Here is a 17,529-nt window from a genome sequence, read left to right as displayed (position 1 = left end):
AGGAAACCGCATGACCTCCGAACAGCTACGAGCCTTCCTCCAAGTGGCGCGCGACGGCCGGGTCTCCACCGCCGCCAAGGCGCTGGGCCTGTCGCAGTCCGGACTGTCGCGGCAGCTCCAGTCATTGGAGGCCGAGCTGAGCACGCGGCTGCTCGTCCGCACGCCCACGGGCGCGGTGCTCACCGATGCGGGGGCGCGCTTCCTGCCCCATGCACGTCGAGCCCTGGATGCGCTGGCCGCGGGCGTCACCGAGTTGGAGCGACTGTCGGGCACGCCGAGCGGTCCAGTGTCGTTGGGGACGCTGACCACGGTGGGGGCCTATCTGCTGCCGGAGCTGATTCCGGCGTTCTCGCGCCTGCATCCCGAGGTGCGGCCTCGATTGAGCGAGGACCGGGCGGCGGTGTTGGAGGAAAGCGTCGCGCGGGGGACGTTGGACCTGGCCATCCTGACGTTGCCGGTGCGGCGGGTGGATCTGGTGACGCAGAAGCTGTGGGAGGAGTCGCTGCTGCTCGCGGTGCCGAAGGGGCATCGGCTGACGCGACTCGGGAGGCCGGTGGCGCTCGCGGAGGTGGTGGAAGAGACGTGGGTGCTCATCCCGGGGATGGCGGGCGCGCGAGCACTGGAAGCCGCGTGCGAGGCGCGCGGGGTGACGCCTCACGTGGCGCTGGAGACGGACAACTCCGAGGCCGTGCTGCGCATGGTGGAGCGGGGCCTGGGCGTATCGCTGGTGCCCGAGCTGGCGGCGAGCAGTCACACCACGCACCACGTCGAGCTGATTCCCGTGGCGAAGGGCGCGCCGAAGCGACAAGTGGCGCTGGTGCATCGAGGCGAGGGCTACCTGACGGCGGCGGCGCGGGCGCTGAAGGCGTTCATCGTCGAGCACGCGAAGCGACCGGCCACGCGCGGCAAGGCGAAGTAGGCTCGGCGCACAGGAGAGGAATCCTCATGGCGCGGCAGGACGGGTACGTGACGTACGTGGTGGAGTTGCTCGAGCCACTGGGTGCGGTGCAGGTGCGGCACATGTTCGGGGGCTGGGGCGTCTATTACGGCGGTCGGATGTTCGGGCTCATCGCCGAGGGGCAGCTCTACCTGAAGGTCGACGAACTCACGCGCGACGCCTTCGAGCGAGCCGGAGGTCAACCCTTCGTCTACGGGGGTGGAGAGCATCCCGTGTCGCTGGGCTACTGGACGCCGCCCTCGGACGCGGCGGATGACGCCCGAGAGCTGCTGCCCTGGGCACGCAAGGCCGTGGACGCGGCGCAGCGGGCCGCGGTGAAGAAGGCCCAGGCCCAGCAAGCCACGGCGGACAGAAAGGCCGCGGCCGCGAAGAAGGCCGCCGCCAAGAAAGCAGCCGCTGAGGCGAAGCCCGCCGCGAAGAAGTCGGCGGCCAAGAAGCCCGCCGCGAAAAAGGCCGCGACCCAGAAGCCCGCCGCGAAGAAGGTCAGCGCACGAAGGGCTCGCGCATAGGCAGACGTCCCTCGCGTCCTGGCGAGTCTCCGCTCCGCCAGGACTTCAGCCCAGCGGGGCCCCCAGGCCCCACGGGCTAGAGTCCCAGCTCGCTGGAGGACAGCTCGCGCATGCGGAACTTCTGGACCTTTCCCGTCACCGTCATGGGGAAGGACTCCACGAACTTCCAGTAGCGGGGAATCTTGAACGTGGCGATGCGCCCCGTGCAGAACTCTCGCAGCGACGCCTCGGTGAGGCTCACGCCCGGGCGCCCACGCACCCAGGCCATCACCTCTTCGCCGTACTTCGCGCTCGGCACTCCGATGACCTGCGCCTCGCTGACACCCGGGTGCGTGTGGAGGAACTCTTCCACCTCGCGCGGGTACACGTTCTCGCCGCCTCGGATGATCATGTCCTTGATGCGACCGACGATCCGCACGTAGCCATCCGCGTCCATCAGGGCCAGGTCACCCGTGTGCATCCAGCCCGCGGCGTCCACCGCCGCCGCCGTGGCCTCGGCGTTCTCCCAGTACCCCAGCATCACGCTGTAGCCCCGCGTGCACAGCTCCCCCGGCTGCCCTCGCGGCACGACGGCCCTCGAATCCGGATCCACGACCTTCACCTCGATGTGCGGGTGCACATGCCCCACCGTGGCCACGCGCCGCTCCAACGTGTCCTCCAGCAGCGTCTGCGTCGACACCGGCGAGGTCTCGGTCATGCCGTAGCAGATGGACACCTCGCGCATGTGCATCCGCGACTGCACCGCCTTCATCACCTCCACGGGACACGGCGAGCCCGCCATGATGCCCGTGCGCAGCGAGCTCAAGTCGAACTCGCCAAAGCGCGGCTCATCCAACTCCGCGATGAACATCGTCGGCACGCCGTAGAGCGATGTGCAGCGCTCGGCCTGCACCGCCTGCAACACCGCGAGCGGCTCGAAGCCCTCGCCCGGAATCACCATGCACGCCCCATGGGACGTGCACGCCAGGTTGCCCATCACCATGCCGAAGCAGTGGTAGAAGGGCACGGGGATGCACACCCGCTCCTCGGGCCCGTAGCCCAGCAACTCCCCCACGAAGAAGCCGTTGTTGAGCACGTTGTGGTGCGACAGCGTGGCGCCCTTCGGGAAGCCCGTCGTCCCAGAGGTGTACTGGATGTTGATGGGGTCATCGAACTGGAGCGAGGCCTCGCGGTCCGCCAGCGTCCGCTCGCTCACGTGCGCCCCGGTGCGCGCGAGCAACTCCCAGTCATCATCCAGCACCAGCGCCACGCGCAGCGCCGGGCAACGGGGCCGCACCTCCTCCAGCATCGTCCGGTAGTCCGTCTGCCGGAAGCCCTTGGCCAACAGCAGCACGCTGACGCCGGCCTGATTGAGCGCGTACTCCAGCTCCGCCGTGCGGTAGGCCGGGTTGAGGTTGACGAGGATGGCGCCCACCCGCGCCGCCGCGTACTGGCACACCACCCACTCGAAGCGATTGGGAGACCACAGCCCCACCCGGTCGCCCTTGCCCACGCCCAATCCCAAGAGGCCCATGGCCGCCTCAGTGGTCGCGTCCCAGAACTGGCGGTACGTCGCGCGGTAGCCCTGCGACACCACCACCAGCGCCTCCCGGTCACCATGCGCCTCCACCATGCGCTGGAGGTTCCTCCCGACGGTCTCCCCGAGCAGCGGGGTCGGGCACGTGCCATGGGCATAGGAGGGAGCGGTCATGCCCCATCGTCCCCAGGACGCGGCGTGCTCCACAAGCGACCGATGACCGCGGGGCTCGCCGGCCCGTCAGCCATTCACTATCGCGGCGCGGCAAGCGCCACGGCGGGTCCGCCGCGAGCCAGGGACTCGCACAGTCGCGCATGGAGACGGAAGGCCAGACGCGCCTCCTGGACAATCTCCTCCACCGCGTCCTCACCCAGCCGCAGCGCCTCCAGTCGCTCATGCAGCCGCGCGCGGAAGGCCGGCACCTCGCCCAGCGAGAGCGCGTTGTAGAACGCCGTGCCATGGCCGTCCTCCAACTCGAAGGACTCCGCCACCAGCTGCGCCTTCAGCGGCCCCGGATAGAGGTCCAGCACGCAGCGCGCATACGCATGGGCCAGCAGCAGGTGCGGCGCCTCGCCGAGCACCTCCCGCATCCGCTCCACGTGCAGCAGCGTCTCCTCGCACGCGAACGGCTCGCTGCGCGTGTCCCCGCAGAACCAGGCGAGGTCCGCCTCCAACGCGGACGCGCGCCGCAGCTCCGGCAGCCACAACACCTGCGCCAGGGGCACATCCCTCAACCGGGGCAGCAAGGACTCGAATGTCACGTAGAGGACATGGAGCTGACGCAGGTACGCCGTGTAGTGGGCCGCGCGGACGTACTCGCCCAGCACGCCGCCCTCCCAGGGCTCGCAGAACAGCGACTGCAGGAACAGCGAGCGCTCCACGCGCAGGCGCGCCTCCACCGTCTCCTCCTCCAGCCGCAAGGCCAGCCCCGTCGCCTGCGACGCGACGGACAGGCGCCGCTCGCGCGCCGAGGTCTCCGGACGCGGGCCCCTCCAGACGCCGGTGACCGTCACTGCTTCCACCCGCCCGTGGAGACCCCGTGGGGCGCGCCCGCCATCGCTGGCGTCTCGGACTCGGCCGGCCCCGCCAGGCGCCGCACCGCCTCGGCCAGCGTGAGCCCCAGCGCCCGCAGGATGTCCTCGTCCAGCCGCAGCGTCACCGGCCCCACTGCCAGGTGGATGTGCCCGCAGGCGCACCGCGTGACCTCGGCGCATGGCCCCCGCGCCAGCACTGTCTTTCCGCATTCCTGAGCAGACATCGCGTCCTCGCCTGGGCTCAAATTTTGACTTTGATTCTCAAAGTCAAACTCATGATGTCCCAAGCCTTGGGCCGCGGTCAAGGGGCGGGGGCGTGAGCGCCCCGCGTTCCGTCATGCGCGATGACGCGGGCGGGCGTTAGGGAGAGGTCCCCCCTCTTCGGCTAGTCTGACGCAACGCCCCATGGAAGACCCTCACGCAAGACTGGTAGCGGCCCTGTTGGATGCGAGGCAGCGCCACTGCTTTCCCCCGGACGTGCGCAAGGCGGCGCCGGAGTTCGTCGGGCAGGTGCTGGGCTTGTTGTTCCCGCACTTCGCGGACCGGCTGGAGTGCAGCGCCGCGGCGGTTCGGCGTGACGTCACCACCGTGGAAGCCAGCCTGCACCGGCTGTTGGACCTGCTGGAGCCGCACTATCCGCGCACGGAGCCGTCGCTCCCGGCGCGCTTCATGGCGGGACTGCCGGACACGTACGCGTGGCTCCAGCAGGACGCGCAGGCCATCTTCGACGCGGACCCCGCCGCGCGCAGCGTGGACGAGGTCATCCTCACGTATCCGGGCTTCCTCGCCATCGCCATCTACCGCGTGGCGCACGCGCTCCACGGCCTGGGCTTCCCGCTGCTGCCGCGGCTGCTCACCGAGCACGCGCATCAGCGCACGGGCGTGGACATCCACCCGGGGGCGGTCATCGGGCGGCGCTTCGTCATCGACCACGGCACGGGCGTGGTCATCGGCGAGACGACGCTGATTGGCGACAACGTGAAGCTCTACCAGGGCGTCACCCTGGGCGCGCTGATGGTGGAGAAGGCCCTGGCGAACAAGAAGCGCCACCCGACCATCGAGGACGGCGTGGTGGTGTACGCCAACGCCACCATCCTCGGCGGCGAGACGGTGGTGGGCCAGGGCAGCATCATCGCCGGCAACGCGTGGCTCACGCAGAGCGTGCCGCGCAACTCCATCGTCACCCGACGCAGCGAGGTCCGCCCGCGCAACGGCGACAGCGGACTCGATGAGCTGGACTACCACATTTGAAACGCAGCGCAGCCCTCACCCGCAGCCCCGCCACGGACCCATGAAAGCCGACTCCATCCTGCAGACCATCGGCAACACGCCGCATGTGCGCATCCAGCGGCTGTTCCCCTCTCGCGTCACCGTCCACATGAAGCTGGAGCGCGCCAACCCGGGCGGCAGCATCAAGGACCGCATCGCCCTGGCGATGATTGAAGACGCGGAGAAGCGCGGCATCCTCAACAAGGACAGCGTCATCATCGAGCCCACCAGCGGCAACACCGGCATCGGGCTGGCCATGGTGGCCGCGGTGAAGGGCTACAAGCTGGTGCTCGTCATGCCCGAGTCCATGAGCATCGAGCGCCGCCGCCTCATGGCCGCCTACGGCGCCACCTTCGAGCTGACCCCGCGCGCGCAGGGCATGAAGGGCGCCATCGCGCGCGCCAATGAGCTGGTGGCCCAGGTGCCCAACGCGTGGATGCCCCAGCAGTTCGAGAACGCGGCCAACATCGAGGTGCACCAGCGCACCACCGCGCAGGAGATCCTCAACGACTTCCCGGACGGGCTGGACTACCTCATCACCGGCGTGGGCACGGGTGGCCACATCACCGGCGTCGCCGAGGTGCTCAAGAAGCGCTGGCCCAAGCTCAAGGTGTTCGCGGTGGAGCCCGTGAAGTCCCCCGTCATCAGCGGCGGCGCGCCGGGCCCGCACCCCATCCAGGGCATTGGCGCGGGCTTCATCCCCAAGAACCTGCACACGGAAGTGCTCGACGGCACCATCCAGGTGGCCGAGGAGGACGCGTTCACCTTCACGCGCCGCTCCGCGCGCGAGGAGGGCATCTTCGTGGGCATCTCCTCGGGCGCCTCGCTGTCCGCGGTGAACCAGAAGCTGGGCGAGATGCCGGACGGCAGCCGCGTGCTGTGCTTCTGCTACGACACGGGCGAGCGCTACCTGTCCATCGACTCGCTCTTCCCCGCGCAATAGCGCTCGGGACTCAGGGGTGCGCGAACTCGCGCACCCAGCTCACCACCCGGTCCATCTCCTCTGGCGTGTTGTAGAAGTGCGGCGACAGGCGGATGCGCCCGCGCCGCACGGAATGCGCCACCTTGCGCTCGGACAACCAGGTGCTGAGCGCGCGCGGATCCGCGCCGGGCGGCAGGAAGGTGAGGATGCCCGCGCGGTGTTCGGGCGCGGGCCCCACGTCGCAGCCCAGGTCGCGAAGGCCCGCCTCCAGCCGCGAGACGAGCTGGCCGATGCGCTCGGCGATGCGGTCCACCCCCACCTCCAGCAACAGCTCCAGCGCCGCGCCCAGCGCGTAGATGCCGGTGTAGGCCGCGCTGCCCTCCTCGAACTTCAGCGCGTCCGGGCGCAGCTCGAAGTGGCTGCGATTGAAGTTCCACGCGTCCGTGGTGCTGCGCCAGCCCACCAGCACCGGGCGCACGCGCGGCAGGACGTCGCGCGCCACGTAGAGGATGCCGATGCCCGCGATGCCCAGCATCCACTTGTGGCTGTCCGCGCTGAGGAAGTGCGCGCGAGACTTCTTCACGTCCACCGGCACGCAGCCCACGCTCTGGATGCCGTCCACGCACAACAACGCGCCCGCGCGTTCGCACACCGCCCCGAGCGCATCGAGGTCCGTGCGGTACCCCGTCGCGAACTGCACGGACGACACGGCCACCAACCGCGTGCGCGAGGTGAGCGAGGCGGCCACTGCCTCCGGCGTGACTCCGCCCGCGGGCGTCTCGATGTCGCGCACCACCACGCCGCGGTCGCGCAGGTGGAGCCAGGGATAGACATTGGAGGGGTACTCCAGGCGGGTGGCCACCACGACCTCGTCACCGGGACGCCAGTCGAGTCCCTCGGCCACCAGGCCCAGGCCGTGGCTGGTGTTGCGCACGAAGGCCACTTCGTCCGGCGCGGCACCGATGAGCCGCGCGGCCATGCCTCGGACCTTCTCGCAGTGGGCCTCCCAGCCGCGCTCGTGCTGGATGCCGGTATGCACCAGGTCCTCCATCCAGCCACGCACGGCGCTCGCGGCGCGCAGGCTCGTGGGCGCCACGCCCGCGTGATTCAGGTAGAGCTGCTCCTGTAGGACAGGGAACTCGGCGCGGTAGGACTCGAGGGGGCGGGTCATCCGAGGCACTGTAGCCGCGAGCGCGCGGGAGGGGGTCTCCACGAAGGGCCCGAAGTGCGCTATCCGTCCTGCGCCCCGAGTTGAGGAGCCCATGATGCGCCGCGACGTGCTGGCTGCCGTGCTGTCGACCCTCGTGCTGCTCTCGGGATGCGCGGGCACCGTCCACGCGCCCTACCCGCCCATCCGCGCGGACACGTCTCCCCAGGCGCTCGTGCGCGGCGCCGACATCTTCCACGCGAGCTGTGAGGCCTGTCATCGCGGCGGAGACCGAGACACCGCCTCGGGCGCGCCCTTGCGCGAGCTGCCCTCGTACATGGGCCGCTTCCACTCGGCCAACCTGACCGCGGATCCGGTGGGCGGCATTGGCGCGGCGAAGGACGAGGAGCTGGCGCGCGCCATCCGCTACGCGGTGAGTCGCGACGGGCGCCTCATGGTGATGCCCAGCTACGGCATGGGCGACGCGGACCTCGCGGCGGTGCTGGGCTTCCTGCGCTCGGAGGACCCGCTGTTCCGAGCGGATCCAAAGCCCGCGCCCGCGTGCGAGTTCAGCTTCGTGGGCGGCATCGGCTTCCGCTTCATCACCGGCAACACCCCCGCGGAGCGCCCCGCCTCCGGCATCCCCGTGCCCCCCAAGGGGCCCACGCTGGAGTACGGCCGCTACATGGCCCACGAGGTCTACGACTGCGCCTCGTGCCACACGGACGGCTTCAGCCCCGACAAGACGAAAGGCGACGACGCCTTCTCGGGCGGCATGGCCTTCGTGGACCCCGAGGGCCGCAAGGTCTACTCCAGCAACCTCACGTTCGATGCCACAGGCCTCGCGAACTGGACGCTCGCGGACTTCACCCGCGCGCTGCGCGACGGGCTCGCGCCGGATGGCTCGGCGCTGCGCTCCCCCATGCCGCGCTTCCGCGCCCTCGATGAAGCCGAGGCCCGGGCGCTCTACGACTACCTGCGCACCCTGGCTCCGAAGAAGAACAACGTGGACGGCGCGCGCCCCCGCCTCACCGCCACCAGCGTCCGCGCGGCCTGGGTGAATCCCGACACGGGCGCGGGCGACCAGAGCGCGGAGACCCAGCTCGACACCGCCGCCGAGGCCGCCGTCGCCGAGGCCCTTCCGACACCTGCTGCGCCTCCTCCGACGACCACACCCACGGCGACGCCCTCGGTCGGCTCGACGCCCCCTCCCGCGACCACGCTGGCCAGCGGGCAGGTGAATCCCGTGGTGCGCAAGCCGAGGCCCGTGCTGACGCCCGCGAAGGTGGACGCGGCGAAGCTGTTCGTCCAGTACGGGTGCTCGAGCTGCCATGCGCCCGGGGCGCGCTACCACGACCGGCTCGCGCACGCGGCCCACCGCTCGGACCTGGAGCTGGTGAAGTGGGTGCGCAACCCGGAGAAGTACCTGCCGGGCACGCCCATGCCCACCTACGCCGAGCTGATTGACGAGCGCACCGCGCTGGCCCTCGTTCGGTGGGTGAAGGCCGGTGGCCCCTCGACCCTGGCGACGCCGCGCTGACAAAAGATTCACGGCGAAATTGCCAGAAAAAGCCCCTCGCCACGTATCCCGGAAGAGGTGGTGCACGAGGGGGGAGTCCTCCAAATCACCTCGTAGTTCAGTTCGCCTTCCCCTCCATGGTGGCGGGGGGGCACCCGCGTCTTCCGGAATCAGGCCGGCCCCTTATTCCGGGGGCGCGGTTCCAGCACTGGCCTCCGTGTCTTCGCCGCGACCAGAGACCCTGGTCACCGGGTGGGCACGGACCAGTGCTGGATTTTTTTGTGTAGCGTGGCGCCCATGATGGGGTGCCTCCTCAACATCGACCTGGGCGAGCTGCCCGACGAGGACCCTCGGCTCTACGCCCTGGCGCACGTGGCCAACATCGCGTGCGGCGGACACGCGGGGGATGACGCCTCCATGCGCCACGCCTTGGCGCAATGTGAGCGGCACGGCACTCACGTCGGTGCGCACCCATCGTTCGAGGATCGCGAAGGCTTCGGGCGGCGCACGCTCGACGTCGCCCCTGACGTCCTCGGTCAGCAAGTGGCGGAGCAATGCACCCGGCTCGCGAGGCTCGCCTCCGAGCGGGGCCAGCGCGTCGCCTTCGCCAAGCCCCACGGCGCGCTCTACCACGCAGCCCACGCCACGCCGGCCATCGCTCGGGCGGTCGTCGCGGGACTCATCCGCGCGCTGGGACCGGACCTCACGCTCATCGGGCCTCCGCAGGGGGCGCTGTGGGACGCGGCGCGCGAGGCGAGCCTCGCCTATCTGCGCGAGGGCTTCGCGGACCGGGGGACGCGGCCGGACGGCTCGCTCATCCCGAGGGGCCAGCCCGGGGCCGTGCTGACGGACCTCGCGCGCGTGCGGGAGAACGCCTCGCGGCTGGCGAAGAGCGGTGCGGTCGAGACGCTGTGCGTTCACGGCGACACGCCGGGCGCGGTCACCCTGGCCACCGAGGTGCGTGCGGGACTGGATGCACTCGCGATTCGCGAGGACCCGCTGGGCGAGTGCGCGCTGCGACTGACGCTCCCGGAGGGGCTGGACGGAGGACGGGCACAGGAGACCCTGCGCGCCCTGCCTCACGTGGTGGATTGCGTCCTCACCGAGGACCACGTCAGCGTGTACTTCGCTCCCGACGCGCCTCCGGAGGAGCCTCGGCTCGTCCTCGCGCGCTTGCGCTTGCTGCCCGCGGTCGAGCAGCCCCATCCGCGCGTCACCCTGCGCGTGCGCTACGACGGCCCCGACCTGGCGAAGGTGGCGGAGCACGGCGGGTTGACGGTGGACGAGGTGGCGCGACGGCACGCGGCGCGCGAGTACACCGTCCGATGCGTGGGCTTCCTGCCAGGGTTCGCCTACCTGGGCGAAGTGGACCCAAGCATCGCGTGCCCGCGACTGGCCTCGCCTCGCGCGCGAGTGCCGGCGCTCTCGGTGGGCATCGCGGGAGCGCGCACGGGCGTCTACCCCTTCACGTCCCCCGGGGGATGGAACCTGGTGGGGACCGCGCTGGACTTCACGGCCTTCGACTCGGAGCGGGGCGCGGTGCTGCGGCCCGGAGACCGGGTGCGCTTCGAGCAGGTGGATGCATGAACGGCTGGCTGGACATCACCGGAATGGGTGCGCCGGTCACGGTGCAGGATGGCGGGCGCCCCGGGCAGATGCACCACGGCGTCCCCTCCGGAGGGCCCTTGGTTCCGGAGTTGCTCGTGGCGGCCAACCGCGCGGTGGGCAATCCCCGAGGCGCGGCGGCGCTCGAATCCTACGGGCGGCTGGCGCTGCGAGTGCGCGGCCGCGCGGCCCGCATCTCCGTGGACGGGCGCTCGTTCACGGTGGCGGATGGCGAGACCTTCACCGTCCCCGCCCCCGAGTCCCTCGCCGTGCGCTACGTCGCGGTGGACGGAGGCATCGCGGTGCCCGAGGTGTTGGGAGGACGGGGCACGCTGCTCGTCGCGAACCTGGGCGGGCATCAGGGGCGCGCCCTGCGCCCGGGAGACGCGCTCCCCCTCGGCGCCGGCAATGGTCCGCCCGACGCTCAATCCCCCGAGGTGAGCCTGGACGCGCAGGCCCCTGTGCGAGTCACCGCGGGGCCGGACCTGGAGCGCTTCGACGCCACGGCGCTGCCGCTGCTGGTGGGCACGGACTTCACCGTGTCCACGCTGAGTGACCGGGTGGGCATGCGGCTGCGCGGTGCCGCCATTCCCCATGGCGATGAAGGCACGGGTACGTCGAGGCCCATGGCGCGCGGGGCCATCCAGGTGACGTTGTCCGGAGAGCCCATCGTGCTCGGGCCGGATCACCCCACGACGGGAGGCTATCCGCTCATCGCCGTCGTCATCCGCGCGGACTGGGGACGGCTCGCCGCGCGCCGCCCCGGCGCCCACGTGCGCTTCGCGTCCGTGTCCGTCGAAGAAGCACGAGAAGCGTGGACCCACCGCGCCGCCGAGCTGGGCCTGTCCACCGAGCGCTGAGCGGCACGGGGACAGGCGCGCGCGGACCTCACGTCCCAGCGCGACCGAAACTCAGCGCTGGAGCAGGCGCGCGAGGAACTCACGGGTACGCGGCTGCTTCGGCTCGCGAAGCACCTGCTGCGGCGTGCCTTCCTCCACCACGCGGCCTCCGTCGAGGAAGAGCACGCGGTGAGCCACGTCCGCGGCGAAGCCCATCTCGTGCGTCACCACGCACATGGTCATGCCCTCGCGCGCCAGCTCGCGCATGACCTCCAGCACCTCGCCCACCAGCTCGGGGTCCAGCGCGCTCGTGGGCTCATCGAAGAGCATCAGCTCCGGCTTCATCGCCAGCGCGCGAGCAATGGCCACCCGCTGCTGCTGCCCACCCGAGAGCTGCGCCGGGTATGCGTCCACGCGATCGCCCAGATGCACCATCGACAGCATGCGCCGGCCCAACACCTCGGCCTCCGCATCGGGCATGCCCAGCACCTTGCGCGGCGCCAGCGTCACGTTCTGCAACGCGCTGAGGTGCGGGAACAGGTGGAAGCGCTGGAACACCATGCCCACTCGGCGATGCAGGGCCTGGAGCGCCGCGGCGTCATCTCGCACGGGCACTCCACCCACCATCACTTCGCCTTCGGACGGCAGCTCCAGGCCACACAGGCACCGAAGCAGCGTGGACTTTCCACATCCGGACGGGCCGACGAACACCACCACCTCGCCCGGTTGAACGGTGAGGTCCACGCCACGCAGGACGTCCACCGCCCCGAAGCGCTTGTGCAGGTTGCGGACTTCGACGAGCGCCATGTCGTTCCTCAGCGTTGATTTTGGAGGCGCCGTTCCAGCGCCGCGGCCAGCCGTGTCAGCGGCAACGTGGCCAGGAGATAGAACACCGCCACCAGCGGCCAGATGGCCAACGGCGCCGCGAGCTGGCTGGCCAGCTCCTGCCCCGAGCGCGTCAGCTCCGCCATGCCGATGATGGACACCAGCGACGAGTCCTTCAGCAGCGCGATGCCCTCGTTCGTCAGCGGCGGCAGCACGTTGCGCACCGCCTGCGGGAGGATGACGAAGCGCATGGCCTGCGCGGAGCTCATGCCCAACGCGCGCGCGGCCTCGGACTGCCCCGGGTCCACCGACGCGATGCCCGCGCGGAAGATCTCCGCCACATAGGCCGCGCTGTTGAGCGTCAGCGCCAGCACCGCCGCCAGGAACGGCGCCAGGTCCACCCCGAGCAGCTGCGGCAGCGCGTAGTAGATGAAGATGATCTGCACGAGCAGCGGCGTCCCGCGCAGCACCTCGACATAGCCCGCGCACAGCCACGCCAGCACCTTCGGCTTCGCGCGCCGCCCCAGCGCCACGCCCAGCCCCAAAGGCAGACCGGCCAGGAGCGCCAGCGCGGTGAGCCCCAGCGTCAGCGCCATGCCCCGCACCAGCCGACGCGCCACGCTGCCCCAAGGCACGCCCGTCAGCGCTGGCTTGGCCTGCTGCGCCGCGACTCCGAAGTACTTCTCCTCCAGCGCGGCGAACCGACCATTGTCGCGCAGCCGCTTCAGCGCCGCGTTCACCGCCGTGCGCAGGGCCGGGTCGTCCGGCCGCATCACGATTCCGTAGTGCTCCTCGGTGAGCAGGTCCCCGGTGGTGCGCAGGCCCTTGAAGCCGTGGTGGATGAAGTAGCGCAGCGTCGGCGAGTCCCCCACCACGCCCGCGAGGTTGCCGTTGAGCAGGTCCTGCAGCGCCAGGTCGATGCTCGGGTACTGGCGCACCTGCACGTCCGGGAGCTTCTGGAGCACCAGCGCGGCGGTGGTGTTGATCTGGATGCCCGCGACCTTGCCGCGCAGGCTCTCGATGCCAGTGATGCTCAGGTCATCCTGGCGCGCGGCCACCCGCTGGCCGGCCGTGTAATACGGATCCGAAAAGGCCAGACGCTCCTGCCGCTCCGGGGTGATGGTGACGGCGGACATCACCAGGTCGAACTTGCCGGCGAGCAGCGCGGGGAAGACACCGTCGAACGAGGTGTTCGTCCACTCGACCTTGGCGCCCAGCTCCTCGCCCACCAGGTTGCCCAGCTCCACGTCGAAGCCGACCAGCTCCCCGTCGTGCACCGACTCAAAGGGCGGATAGGTGGCGTCCGTGCCGATGCGCAGCGTGCGCCCACGGAAGTCCCCCGGGGCGGAGGGTGCCTCCTTGCGCCCACAGCCCGGGGCGAGCACGAGCCCCCAGATGAGTCCGAGGAAGGCCAGCCCGGCAACGGAGGGTCGGAAGCGGAGGAAGCGCGGGTGCATGGAGACCCCGTGTTACATCGGCGGCTTCGTCCCCTGGAGCAAGCGCTTTCGTACCCGTCCTGCCCCGGACGCACCGGTAGCAACTCTGTTCGGCCGCCCACCGAGAATCCCCACATGTCTCCCCCGCGCATTGGCTCCCGCGTCGCTCCGCAGCCCCGTCCCATTTCCGAGAACCCGCGCCCACGTCCCGACGTGAAGGCCCGCGCCACGCCCGTCCGCGATGAGCGCGGCGTGTCGGGGTTCGAGTCGAAGCCGCGCTCGGCCGGCCCCGTCGCCCTCGCGGCCACGGCCCCCGCGTCCCGAGGCACCGGCGTCACGCCCGGGTCCTACCCCAGCGCCCGAGACGTGGAGGCCATCTCCGCGATGAAGGACCCCGTGGCCCGCAACATGGCCATCACCCAGGGCTACTCGGACCTGTCGAGCGCGATGGGGCAGATGCTCGGCACGGAGAACGCGAGCTGGGCCACCTTCGGCACGTGGGCGTCCAAGCAGGCAGGGGTGAGCATCCGCCAGGAGGACATGCCCAAGATGCTGGTGGACGCGCTCCACGGCGCGGGCGACGTCATGGGGCCGCTGTCCAAGGTGGACGACATCCTCCGCAAGGTGGGCCTGCCCGCGCTGCCGGGCCTGTCGGACATCGCGAAGGCGGGCTCGAAGGCGCTCGACGACGTCAGCAAGGCGATCGCCGACGGCAACCAGCTCGTGTTCCACGAGGTGGGCACCGAGTTCGCGCGCTTCATCGAGACCTTCCAGGGCGACACGGCCTACGACGCGGCCAAGACGCAGAAGTACCTGGAGAGCTTCCCCGCGGACAAGCCGCTGCTCAAGCAGGCCTTCGGGCACTACGCCGAGGCCATGTTCGAGAAGGATCCGAACAAGAAGGCCGAGCTGATGCTGCTGGCCAATGATCAAATCGGCCTGCACGAGCAGACGCAGCTTCAGCCCTACGTGGAGAAGGCGCTGAACACGCCGGTGAAGGAGACGTTCCGGGACCTGCTCAAGCAGTCCATCCAGGGCGCGGCCAACGCCCTGCCCTTCCCCGCCAACCTCGCCGCCAAGGCCGCCATCAAGAGCGGCGTGGTGGACGCGGCGCTGTCGCCCGTGGTGGACGGGCTGGCGAGCACGTTCCGCCGCTTCGCCACGGACCACATGATGAAGCTGGCGGTGCCCGGCGGCGCGTTGAAGCTCGGCAATGACCTGCCGCCTCCCGCGGGCATGGAGCAGGACCTGTTCCCGTCGAACCTGCGCTCGCTCGAGAACCCGGAGCTTCGCGCGCTGATGGGCAAGCTCGACCGCACGCCGGACAGCCTGCACGGCACCGCCGCCAAGGACTGGAGCCGCCTGGACCAGCGGATGAACTACATCATCGACCTGTTCCGCTCGCGCCAGTCGGATCCGCACCTGTTCGACCCGCCCTTCGGCAAGCGTGGCCAGTACCCGGTGCGCGCCGAGGCGCCTCGCGTCGCCTGAGTCGCAGCCGCACCCACCCCGCCGCGGCGGTCCGCGTGGCGGGGTTGAATTCTCGGGCTCGGGGGGCGTTTGAGCGGGGCAGAACCTGCCCTCAGGAGCTCCCCCCATGTCGAAGTGGCTGCTGGCAACGTTGACGCTCTCCCTCCCCGTGTTGGCGCAAGCGGGCGGGCCGCCCGAGCGAGCACAGGACCGTCGAGAGCTGCGCGAAGACCGCCGGGAGCAGCGGGATGACCGGCGGGACCTGCATCAGCTGGAGTCGCTGATCAATCGCTACGACGCGGCACGCGGGCGTCGCGACCGCAATGACCTGAACCGCGTGGAGTCGGAGCTGCGCGCGTACATCGCCTCCGAGCTGGACGAGAGCCACCACGAGCTGGCCAAGGACGTCCGCGAGGTGCGCCGCGACAACCGCGAGCTGCGCGACGACCGGAACGGCTGGAGTTCCCCGGGTGCGCGCGCGGATGACCGAAGGGACCGCCGAGACGACGTGCGCGACGCGCGAGCCGAGCGGGCCTCCCTGGAGCAGACGCGCTCCATCGCCCGGGAGCTGGATGGGCTCTATGGCCGCACGGATCCGGGCAGCCTCCAGCGCAAGCGCGCCCTGATGGGCGACCTGCTCCAGCTCGCGCGCGCCGAGCAGATGCAGAACCACGCCGAGATGCGCGAGGACCGACGCGAGCTGCGCGAGGACGGCGCCCACCGGCACTGACGAGCCTCACGCCTCGTCGACCACGAACTGCTCCAGTCGCGCGATGCCGAGCTTCTTCATCCGGCTCTGGAGCGTGGACGGCTTCAGCCCGAGCAGCGCCGCGGCACCGCCCGGCCCGTACACGCGCCCGCGCGTCAGACTGAGCACTCGCAAGATGTGTTCGCGCTGCACCGCCGCCAGCGTGGCCACCGAGCCCGCCTTCGGCGCGGACTCCCCTGCCGCAGGCGCGGCGACCTCCGCGGGTGCTGGCGCGCTTCCCCGCGAGGGAAGGTCGAACGACTCGCGCCCCAGCTCGGGCCGCTTCGTGAGGATGGTGGCGCGCTCCAGCGCGTTCGCCAGCTCGCGCAGGTTGCCGGGCCAGTCATAGGTCGCCAGACGCTCCAGCCCATCCGGCGTCACCCGCATGCCCCTGCGCCCCGTGCGCCGCGCCTGCTCCTCCAACAAGAAGGCGCACAACTGAGGAAGGTCCTCGCGCCGCTCGCGCAGCGGAGGCAGCCGCAACGGGAAGACGCTCAGGCGGTAGTACAAGTCCTCGCGGAAGCGCTTGTTCGCGATGGCCTGCTGCAACTCCACATGCGTGGCCGCCAGGATGCGCACGTCCGCGCGCACCGTCTTGTCGCTGCCCACGGGCTCGAAGGCCTTCTCCTGGAGCGCACGCAACAGCTTGGCCTGCAGCTCCACCGGCAGCTCGCCCACCTCGTCCAACAACAGCGTGCCGCCGTTCGCCATCTGGAAGCGCCCGGCGCGGTCGCGCGTCGCTCCGGTGAACGCGCCCTTCACGTGGCCGAACAGCTCGCTCTCCAACAGGCCCGCGGGAATGGCCGCGCAGTTGATGGTGACGAAGGGCTGATCCGCTCGCGAACTCCAACGGTGGATGGCGCGCGCGAGCCGCTCCTTGCCCGTGCCCGTCTCTCCCAGAATCAACACCGGCGTGTCCGTCTCCGCCACCTGCCGCGCGCGCATGGCCAAGTCGCGCATGGCCTGGTTCAGCGACGTCTCCAGGATGCCTTCGGAGTCCCCACCGAGCTGCGACTCGAGCAGCTTCGCGTGCTCATGGTCCTGGCGGTGCAGTCGCTCGAAGTTGGCGCGCTGCTCGGCGCTCTGGATGGCGGTGGCCAGCATCTGGCCGTACACCTCCACCAGGTCCACCACGGGCTGCGGGTACGCCACGCACTCGGCGCGGTCCAACGTCAGCACACCATAGGCGCGCTCACCCGCGCACAACGGCACCACCATGCACGAGTGCCCCGCCGGCAGGTCCAACACCCCATCGAACGGGTCGCCGTCTCCATGCGCGTGGTCCTCTTCCGTGAAGGCCCGCGCGCGCCGCGACTCCAACGCGTGCTTCAGCGACGGGAAGTCCGCCAGCTCCAGCACGTGCTGCCGCACCCGCGTGTTCGCCAGCGGCCCACGCGCCGCCACCGCCTCCAACCGGCCGCCCTTCAACAAGAAGAGCGTCGCCAGGTCGAACGGCACCACCCGGGTCAACCAGTCCAATCCTCGACGGAGCAGTTCCCCCACGCCTTCTTCCGTGGTTGCCAGCTCCACCAGCTCCCGAGCATCCTTCGCCACCTCGGCGCGGCCCGCCATCCGTTCATCCGACATGTCTCTCGGATAATAGCGGGCCACCGAAATTGCAGTGGCGGAAGGCACCGGTATTTCGTTATTCACCGCCCCAGCGGCACTGACCTTTTAGGGTCTGGAGTCAAGTCCCTGGAATCACTGAAGCAGGGGCGTTGGCACGGTGCCT

General features: G+C 70.5%; 16 protein-coding genes. 9 read left to right on the top strand and 7 right to left on the bottom strand.

Translation table 11 applies throughout. The annotated features are described in order from the left end of the window. Positions 1-10 precede the first annotated feature (10 nt). Positions 11-919, top strand: coding sequence for a LysR family transcriptional regulator (locus JGU66_32250; protein ID MBJ6765449.1), 909 nt, complete (start codon positions 11-13; stop codon positions 917-919). 26 nt (positions 920-945) lie between these two features. Further along, positions 946-1,467, top strand: coding sequence for a TfoX/Sxy family protein (locus JGU66_32245; GenBank protein MBJ6765448.1), 522 nt, complete (start codon positions 946-948; stop codon positions 1,465-1,467). A 76-nt stretch (positions 1,468-1,543) separates the two neighbouring features. Here the strand turns inward: JGU66_32245 and JGU66_32240 are convergent, their stop codons facing one another. The 3 genes from JGU66_32240 to JGU66_32230 form a co-directional block, all read right to left on the bottom strand. Continuing rightward, positions 1,544-3,157 (bottom strand): AMP-binding protein, encoded by a 1,614-nt coding sequence (locus JGU66_32240; protein ID MBJ6765447.1) that lies wholly within the window; start codon positions 3,155-3,157, stop codon positions 1,544-1,546. Between the two features lie 77 nt (positions 3,158-3,234). Then, complete coding sequence (locus tag JGU66_32235; protein MBJ6765446.1) at positions 3,235-3,996, bottom strand: biliverdin-producing heme oxygenase; 762 nt, start codon at positions 3,994-3,996, stop codon at positions 3,235-3,237. Then, positions 3,993-4,241: a hypothetical protein gene (locus tag JGU66_32230; GenBank protein MBJ6765445.1), complete on the bottom strand. Its 249-nt coding sequence runs from the start codon at positions 4,239-4,241 to the stop codon at positions 3,993-3,995. The genes JGU66_32235 and JGU66_32230 overlap by 4 nt, the downstream gene beginning before the upstream one ends. A 181-nt stretch (positions 4,242-4,422) precedes the next feature. Here JGU66_32230 and JGU66_32225 point away from each other — a divergent pair, with 181 nt between their 5' ends. Continuing rightward, positions 4,423-5,268 (top strand): serine acetyltransferase, encoded by an 846-nt coding sequence (locus JGU66_32225; GenBank protein ID MBJ6765444.1) that lies wholly within the window; start codon positions 4,423-4,425, stop codon positions 5,266-5,268. Between the two features lie 40 nt (positions 5,269-5,308). After that, positions 5,309-6,229: a cysteine synthase A gene (cysK, locus tag JGU66_32220; GenBank protein MBJ6765443.1), complete on the top strand. Its 921-nt coding sequence runs from the start codon at positions 5,309-5,311 to the stop codon at positions 6,227-6,229. A gap of 10 nt (positions 6,230-6,239) precedes the next feature. On the opposite strand, the gene JGU66_32215 is transcribed toward cysK, so the two are convergent. Further along, entirely contained in the window at positions 6,240-7,379 is a 1,140-nt protein-coding gene (locus JGU66_32215; protein MBJ6765442.1) for an aminotransferase class V-fold PLP-dependent enzyme, read from the bottom strand. A 94-nt stretch (positions 7,380-7,473) separates the two neighbouring features. On the opposite strand from JGU66_32215, the gene JGU66_32210 reads away from it, so the two are divergent. The 3 genes from JGU66_32210 to JGU66_32200 all read left to right on the top strand — a co-directional run bounded on the left by JGU66_32210 (position 7,474) and on the right by JGU66_32200 (position 11,339). Continuing rightward, the gene (locus JGU66_32210; GenBank protein MBJ6765441.1) at positions 7,474-8,895 is read left to right on the top strand and encodes a cytochrome c; all 1,422 of its coding nucleotides are present in this window, start codon (positions 7,474-7,476) and stop codon (positions 8,893-8,895) included. Between the two features lie 276 nt (positions 8,896-9,171). After that, positions 9,172-10,461, top strand: a complete 1,290-nt coding sequence (locus JGU66_32205; protein MBJ6765440.1) for a LamB/YcsF family protein — start codon at positions 9,172-9,174, stop codon at positions 10,459-10,461. Beyond that, entirely contained in the window at positions 10,458-11,339 is an 882-nt protein-coding gene (locus JGU66_32200; GenBank protein ID MBJ6765439.1) for a biotin-dependent carboxyltransferase family protein, read from the top strand. The genes JGU66_32205 and JGU66_32200 overlap by 4 nt, the downstream gene beginning before the upstream one ends. 51 nt (positions 11,340-11,390) lie before the next feature. Here the strand turns inward: JGU66_32200 and JGU66_32195 are convergent, their stop codons facing one another. Then, positions 11,391-12,125 (bottom strand): amino acid ABC transporter ATP-binding protein, encoded by a 735-nt coding sequence (locus tag JGU66_32195; protein ID MBJ6765438.1) that lies wholly within the window; start codon positions 12,123-12,125, stop codon positions 11,391-11,393. Between the two features lie 8 nt (positions 12,126-12,133). Continuing rightward, positions 12,134-13,600: an ABC transporter permease subunit gene (locus JGU66_32190; GenBank protein ID MBJ6765437.1), complete on the bottom strand. Its 1,467-nt coding sequence runs from the start codon at positions 13,598-13,600 to the stop codon at positions 12,134-12,136. A gap of 114 nt (positions 13,601-13,714) precedes the next feature. Between JGU66_32190 and JGU66_32185 the strand changes: the two genes are divergently transcribed. Together JGU66_32185 and JGU66_32180 are read left to right on the top strand one after the other, a co-directional pair. Further along, positions 13,715-15,070 (top strand): hypothetical protein, encoded by a 1,356-nt coding sequence (locus JGU66_32185; protein ID MBJ6765436.1) that lies wholly within the window; start codon positions 13,715-13,717, stop codon positions 15,068-15,070. A 106-nt stretch (positions 15,071-15,176) separates the two neighbouring features. Next, on the top strand, positions 15,177-15,779 hold the full coding sequence (locus JGU66_32180) for a hypothetical protein (protein MBJ6765435.1): 603 nt from the start codon (positions 15,177-15,179) through the stop codon (positions 15,777-15,779). Between the two features lie 6 nt (positions 15,780-15,785). Here JGU66_32180 and JGU66_32175 read toward each other — a convergent pair whose 3' ends face one another. Next, positions 15,786-17,384, bottom strand: a complete 1,599-nt coding sequence (locus JGU66_32175; GenBank protein ID MBJ6765434.1) for a sigma 54-interacting transcriptional regulator — start codon at positions 17,382-17,384, stop codon at positions 15,786-15,788. Between the last annotated feature and the right edge of the window lie 145 nt (positions 17,385-17,529).

Source organism: Myxococcaceae bacterium JPH2 (assembly GCA_016458225.1).
Lineage (GTDB): Bacteria > Myxococcota > Myxococcia > Myxococcales > Myxococcaceae > Citreicoccus.
The sequence above is the reverse complement of the archived record's forward strand: the minus strand, read 5'-3'. Positions and strand labels throughout refer to the sequence as shown.

What these genes read in the sequence shown, in the direction of transcription:
- JGU66_32240 (MBJ6765447.1), bottom strand. Translation starts at nt 3,157, where the DNA reads ATGACCGCTCCCTCCTATGCCCATGGCACGTGCCCGACCCCGCTGCTC.
- JGU66_32250 (MBJ6765449.1), top strand. Translation starts at nt 11, where the DNA reads ATGACCTCCGAACAGCTACGAGCCTTCCTCCAAGTGGCGCGCGACGGC.
- JGU66_32185 (MBJ6765436.1), top strand. Translation starts at nt 13,715, where the DNA reads ATGTCTCCCCCGCGCATTGGCTCCCGCGTCGCTCCGCAGCCCCGTCCC.
- JGU66_32225 (MBJ6765444.1), top strand. Translation starts at nt 4,423, where the DNA reads ATGGAAGACCCTCACGCAAGACTGGTAGCGGCCCTGTTGGATGCGAGG.
- JGU66_32190 (MBJ6765437.1), bottom strand. Translation starts at nt 13,600, where the DNA reads ATGCACCCGCGCTTCCTCCGCTTCCGACCCTCCGTTGCCGGGCTGGCC.
- JGU66_32175 (MBJ6765434.1), bottom strand. Translation starts at nt 17,384, where the DNA reads ATGTCGGATGAACGGATGGCGGGCCGCGCCGAGGTGGCGAAGGATGCT.
- JGU66_32215 (MBJ6765442.1), bottom strand. Translation starts at nt 7,379, where the DNA reads ATGACCCGCCCCCTCGAGTCCTACCGCGCCGAGTTCCCTGTCCTACAG.
- JGU66_32200 (MBJ6765439.1), top strand. Translation starts at nt 10,458, where the DNA reads ATGAACGGCTGGCTGGACATCACCGGAATGGGTGCGCCGGTCACGGTG.
- JGU66_32180 (MBJ6765435.1), top strand. Translation starts at nt 15,177, where the DNA reads ATGTCGAAGTGGCTGCTGGCAACGTTGACGCTCTCCCTCCCCGTGTTG.
- JGU66_32205 (MBJ6765440.1), top strand. Translation starts at nt 9,172, where the DNA reads ATGATGGGGTGCCTCCTCAACATCGACCTGGGCGAGCTGCCCGACGAG.
- JGU66_32230 (MBJ6765445.1), bottom strand. Translation starts at nt 4,241, where the DNA reads ATGTCTGCTCAGGAATGCGGAAAGACAGTGCTGGCGCGGGGGCCATGC.
- JGU66_32245 (MBJ6765448.1), top strand. Translation starts at nt 946, where the DNA reads ATGGCGCGGCAGGACGGGTACGTGACGTACGTGGTGGAGTTGCTCGAG.
- JGU66_32195 (MBJ6765438.1), bottom strand. Translation starts at nt 12,125, where the DNA reads ATGGCGCTCGTCGAAGTCCGCAACCTGCACAAGCGCTTCGGGGCGGTG.
- JGU66_32210 (MBJ6765441.1), top strand. Translation starts at nt 7,474, where the DNA reads ATGCGCCGCGACGTGCTGGCTGCCGTGCTGTCGACCCTCGTGCTGCTC.
- cysK (MBJ6765443.1), top strand. Translation starts at nt 5,309, where the DNA reads ATGAAAGCCGACTCCATCCTGCAGACCATCGGCAACACGCCGCATGTG.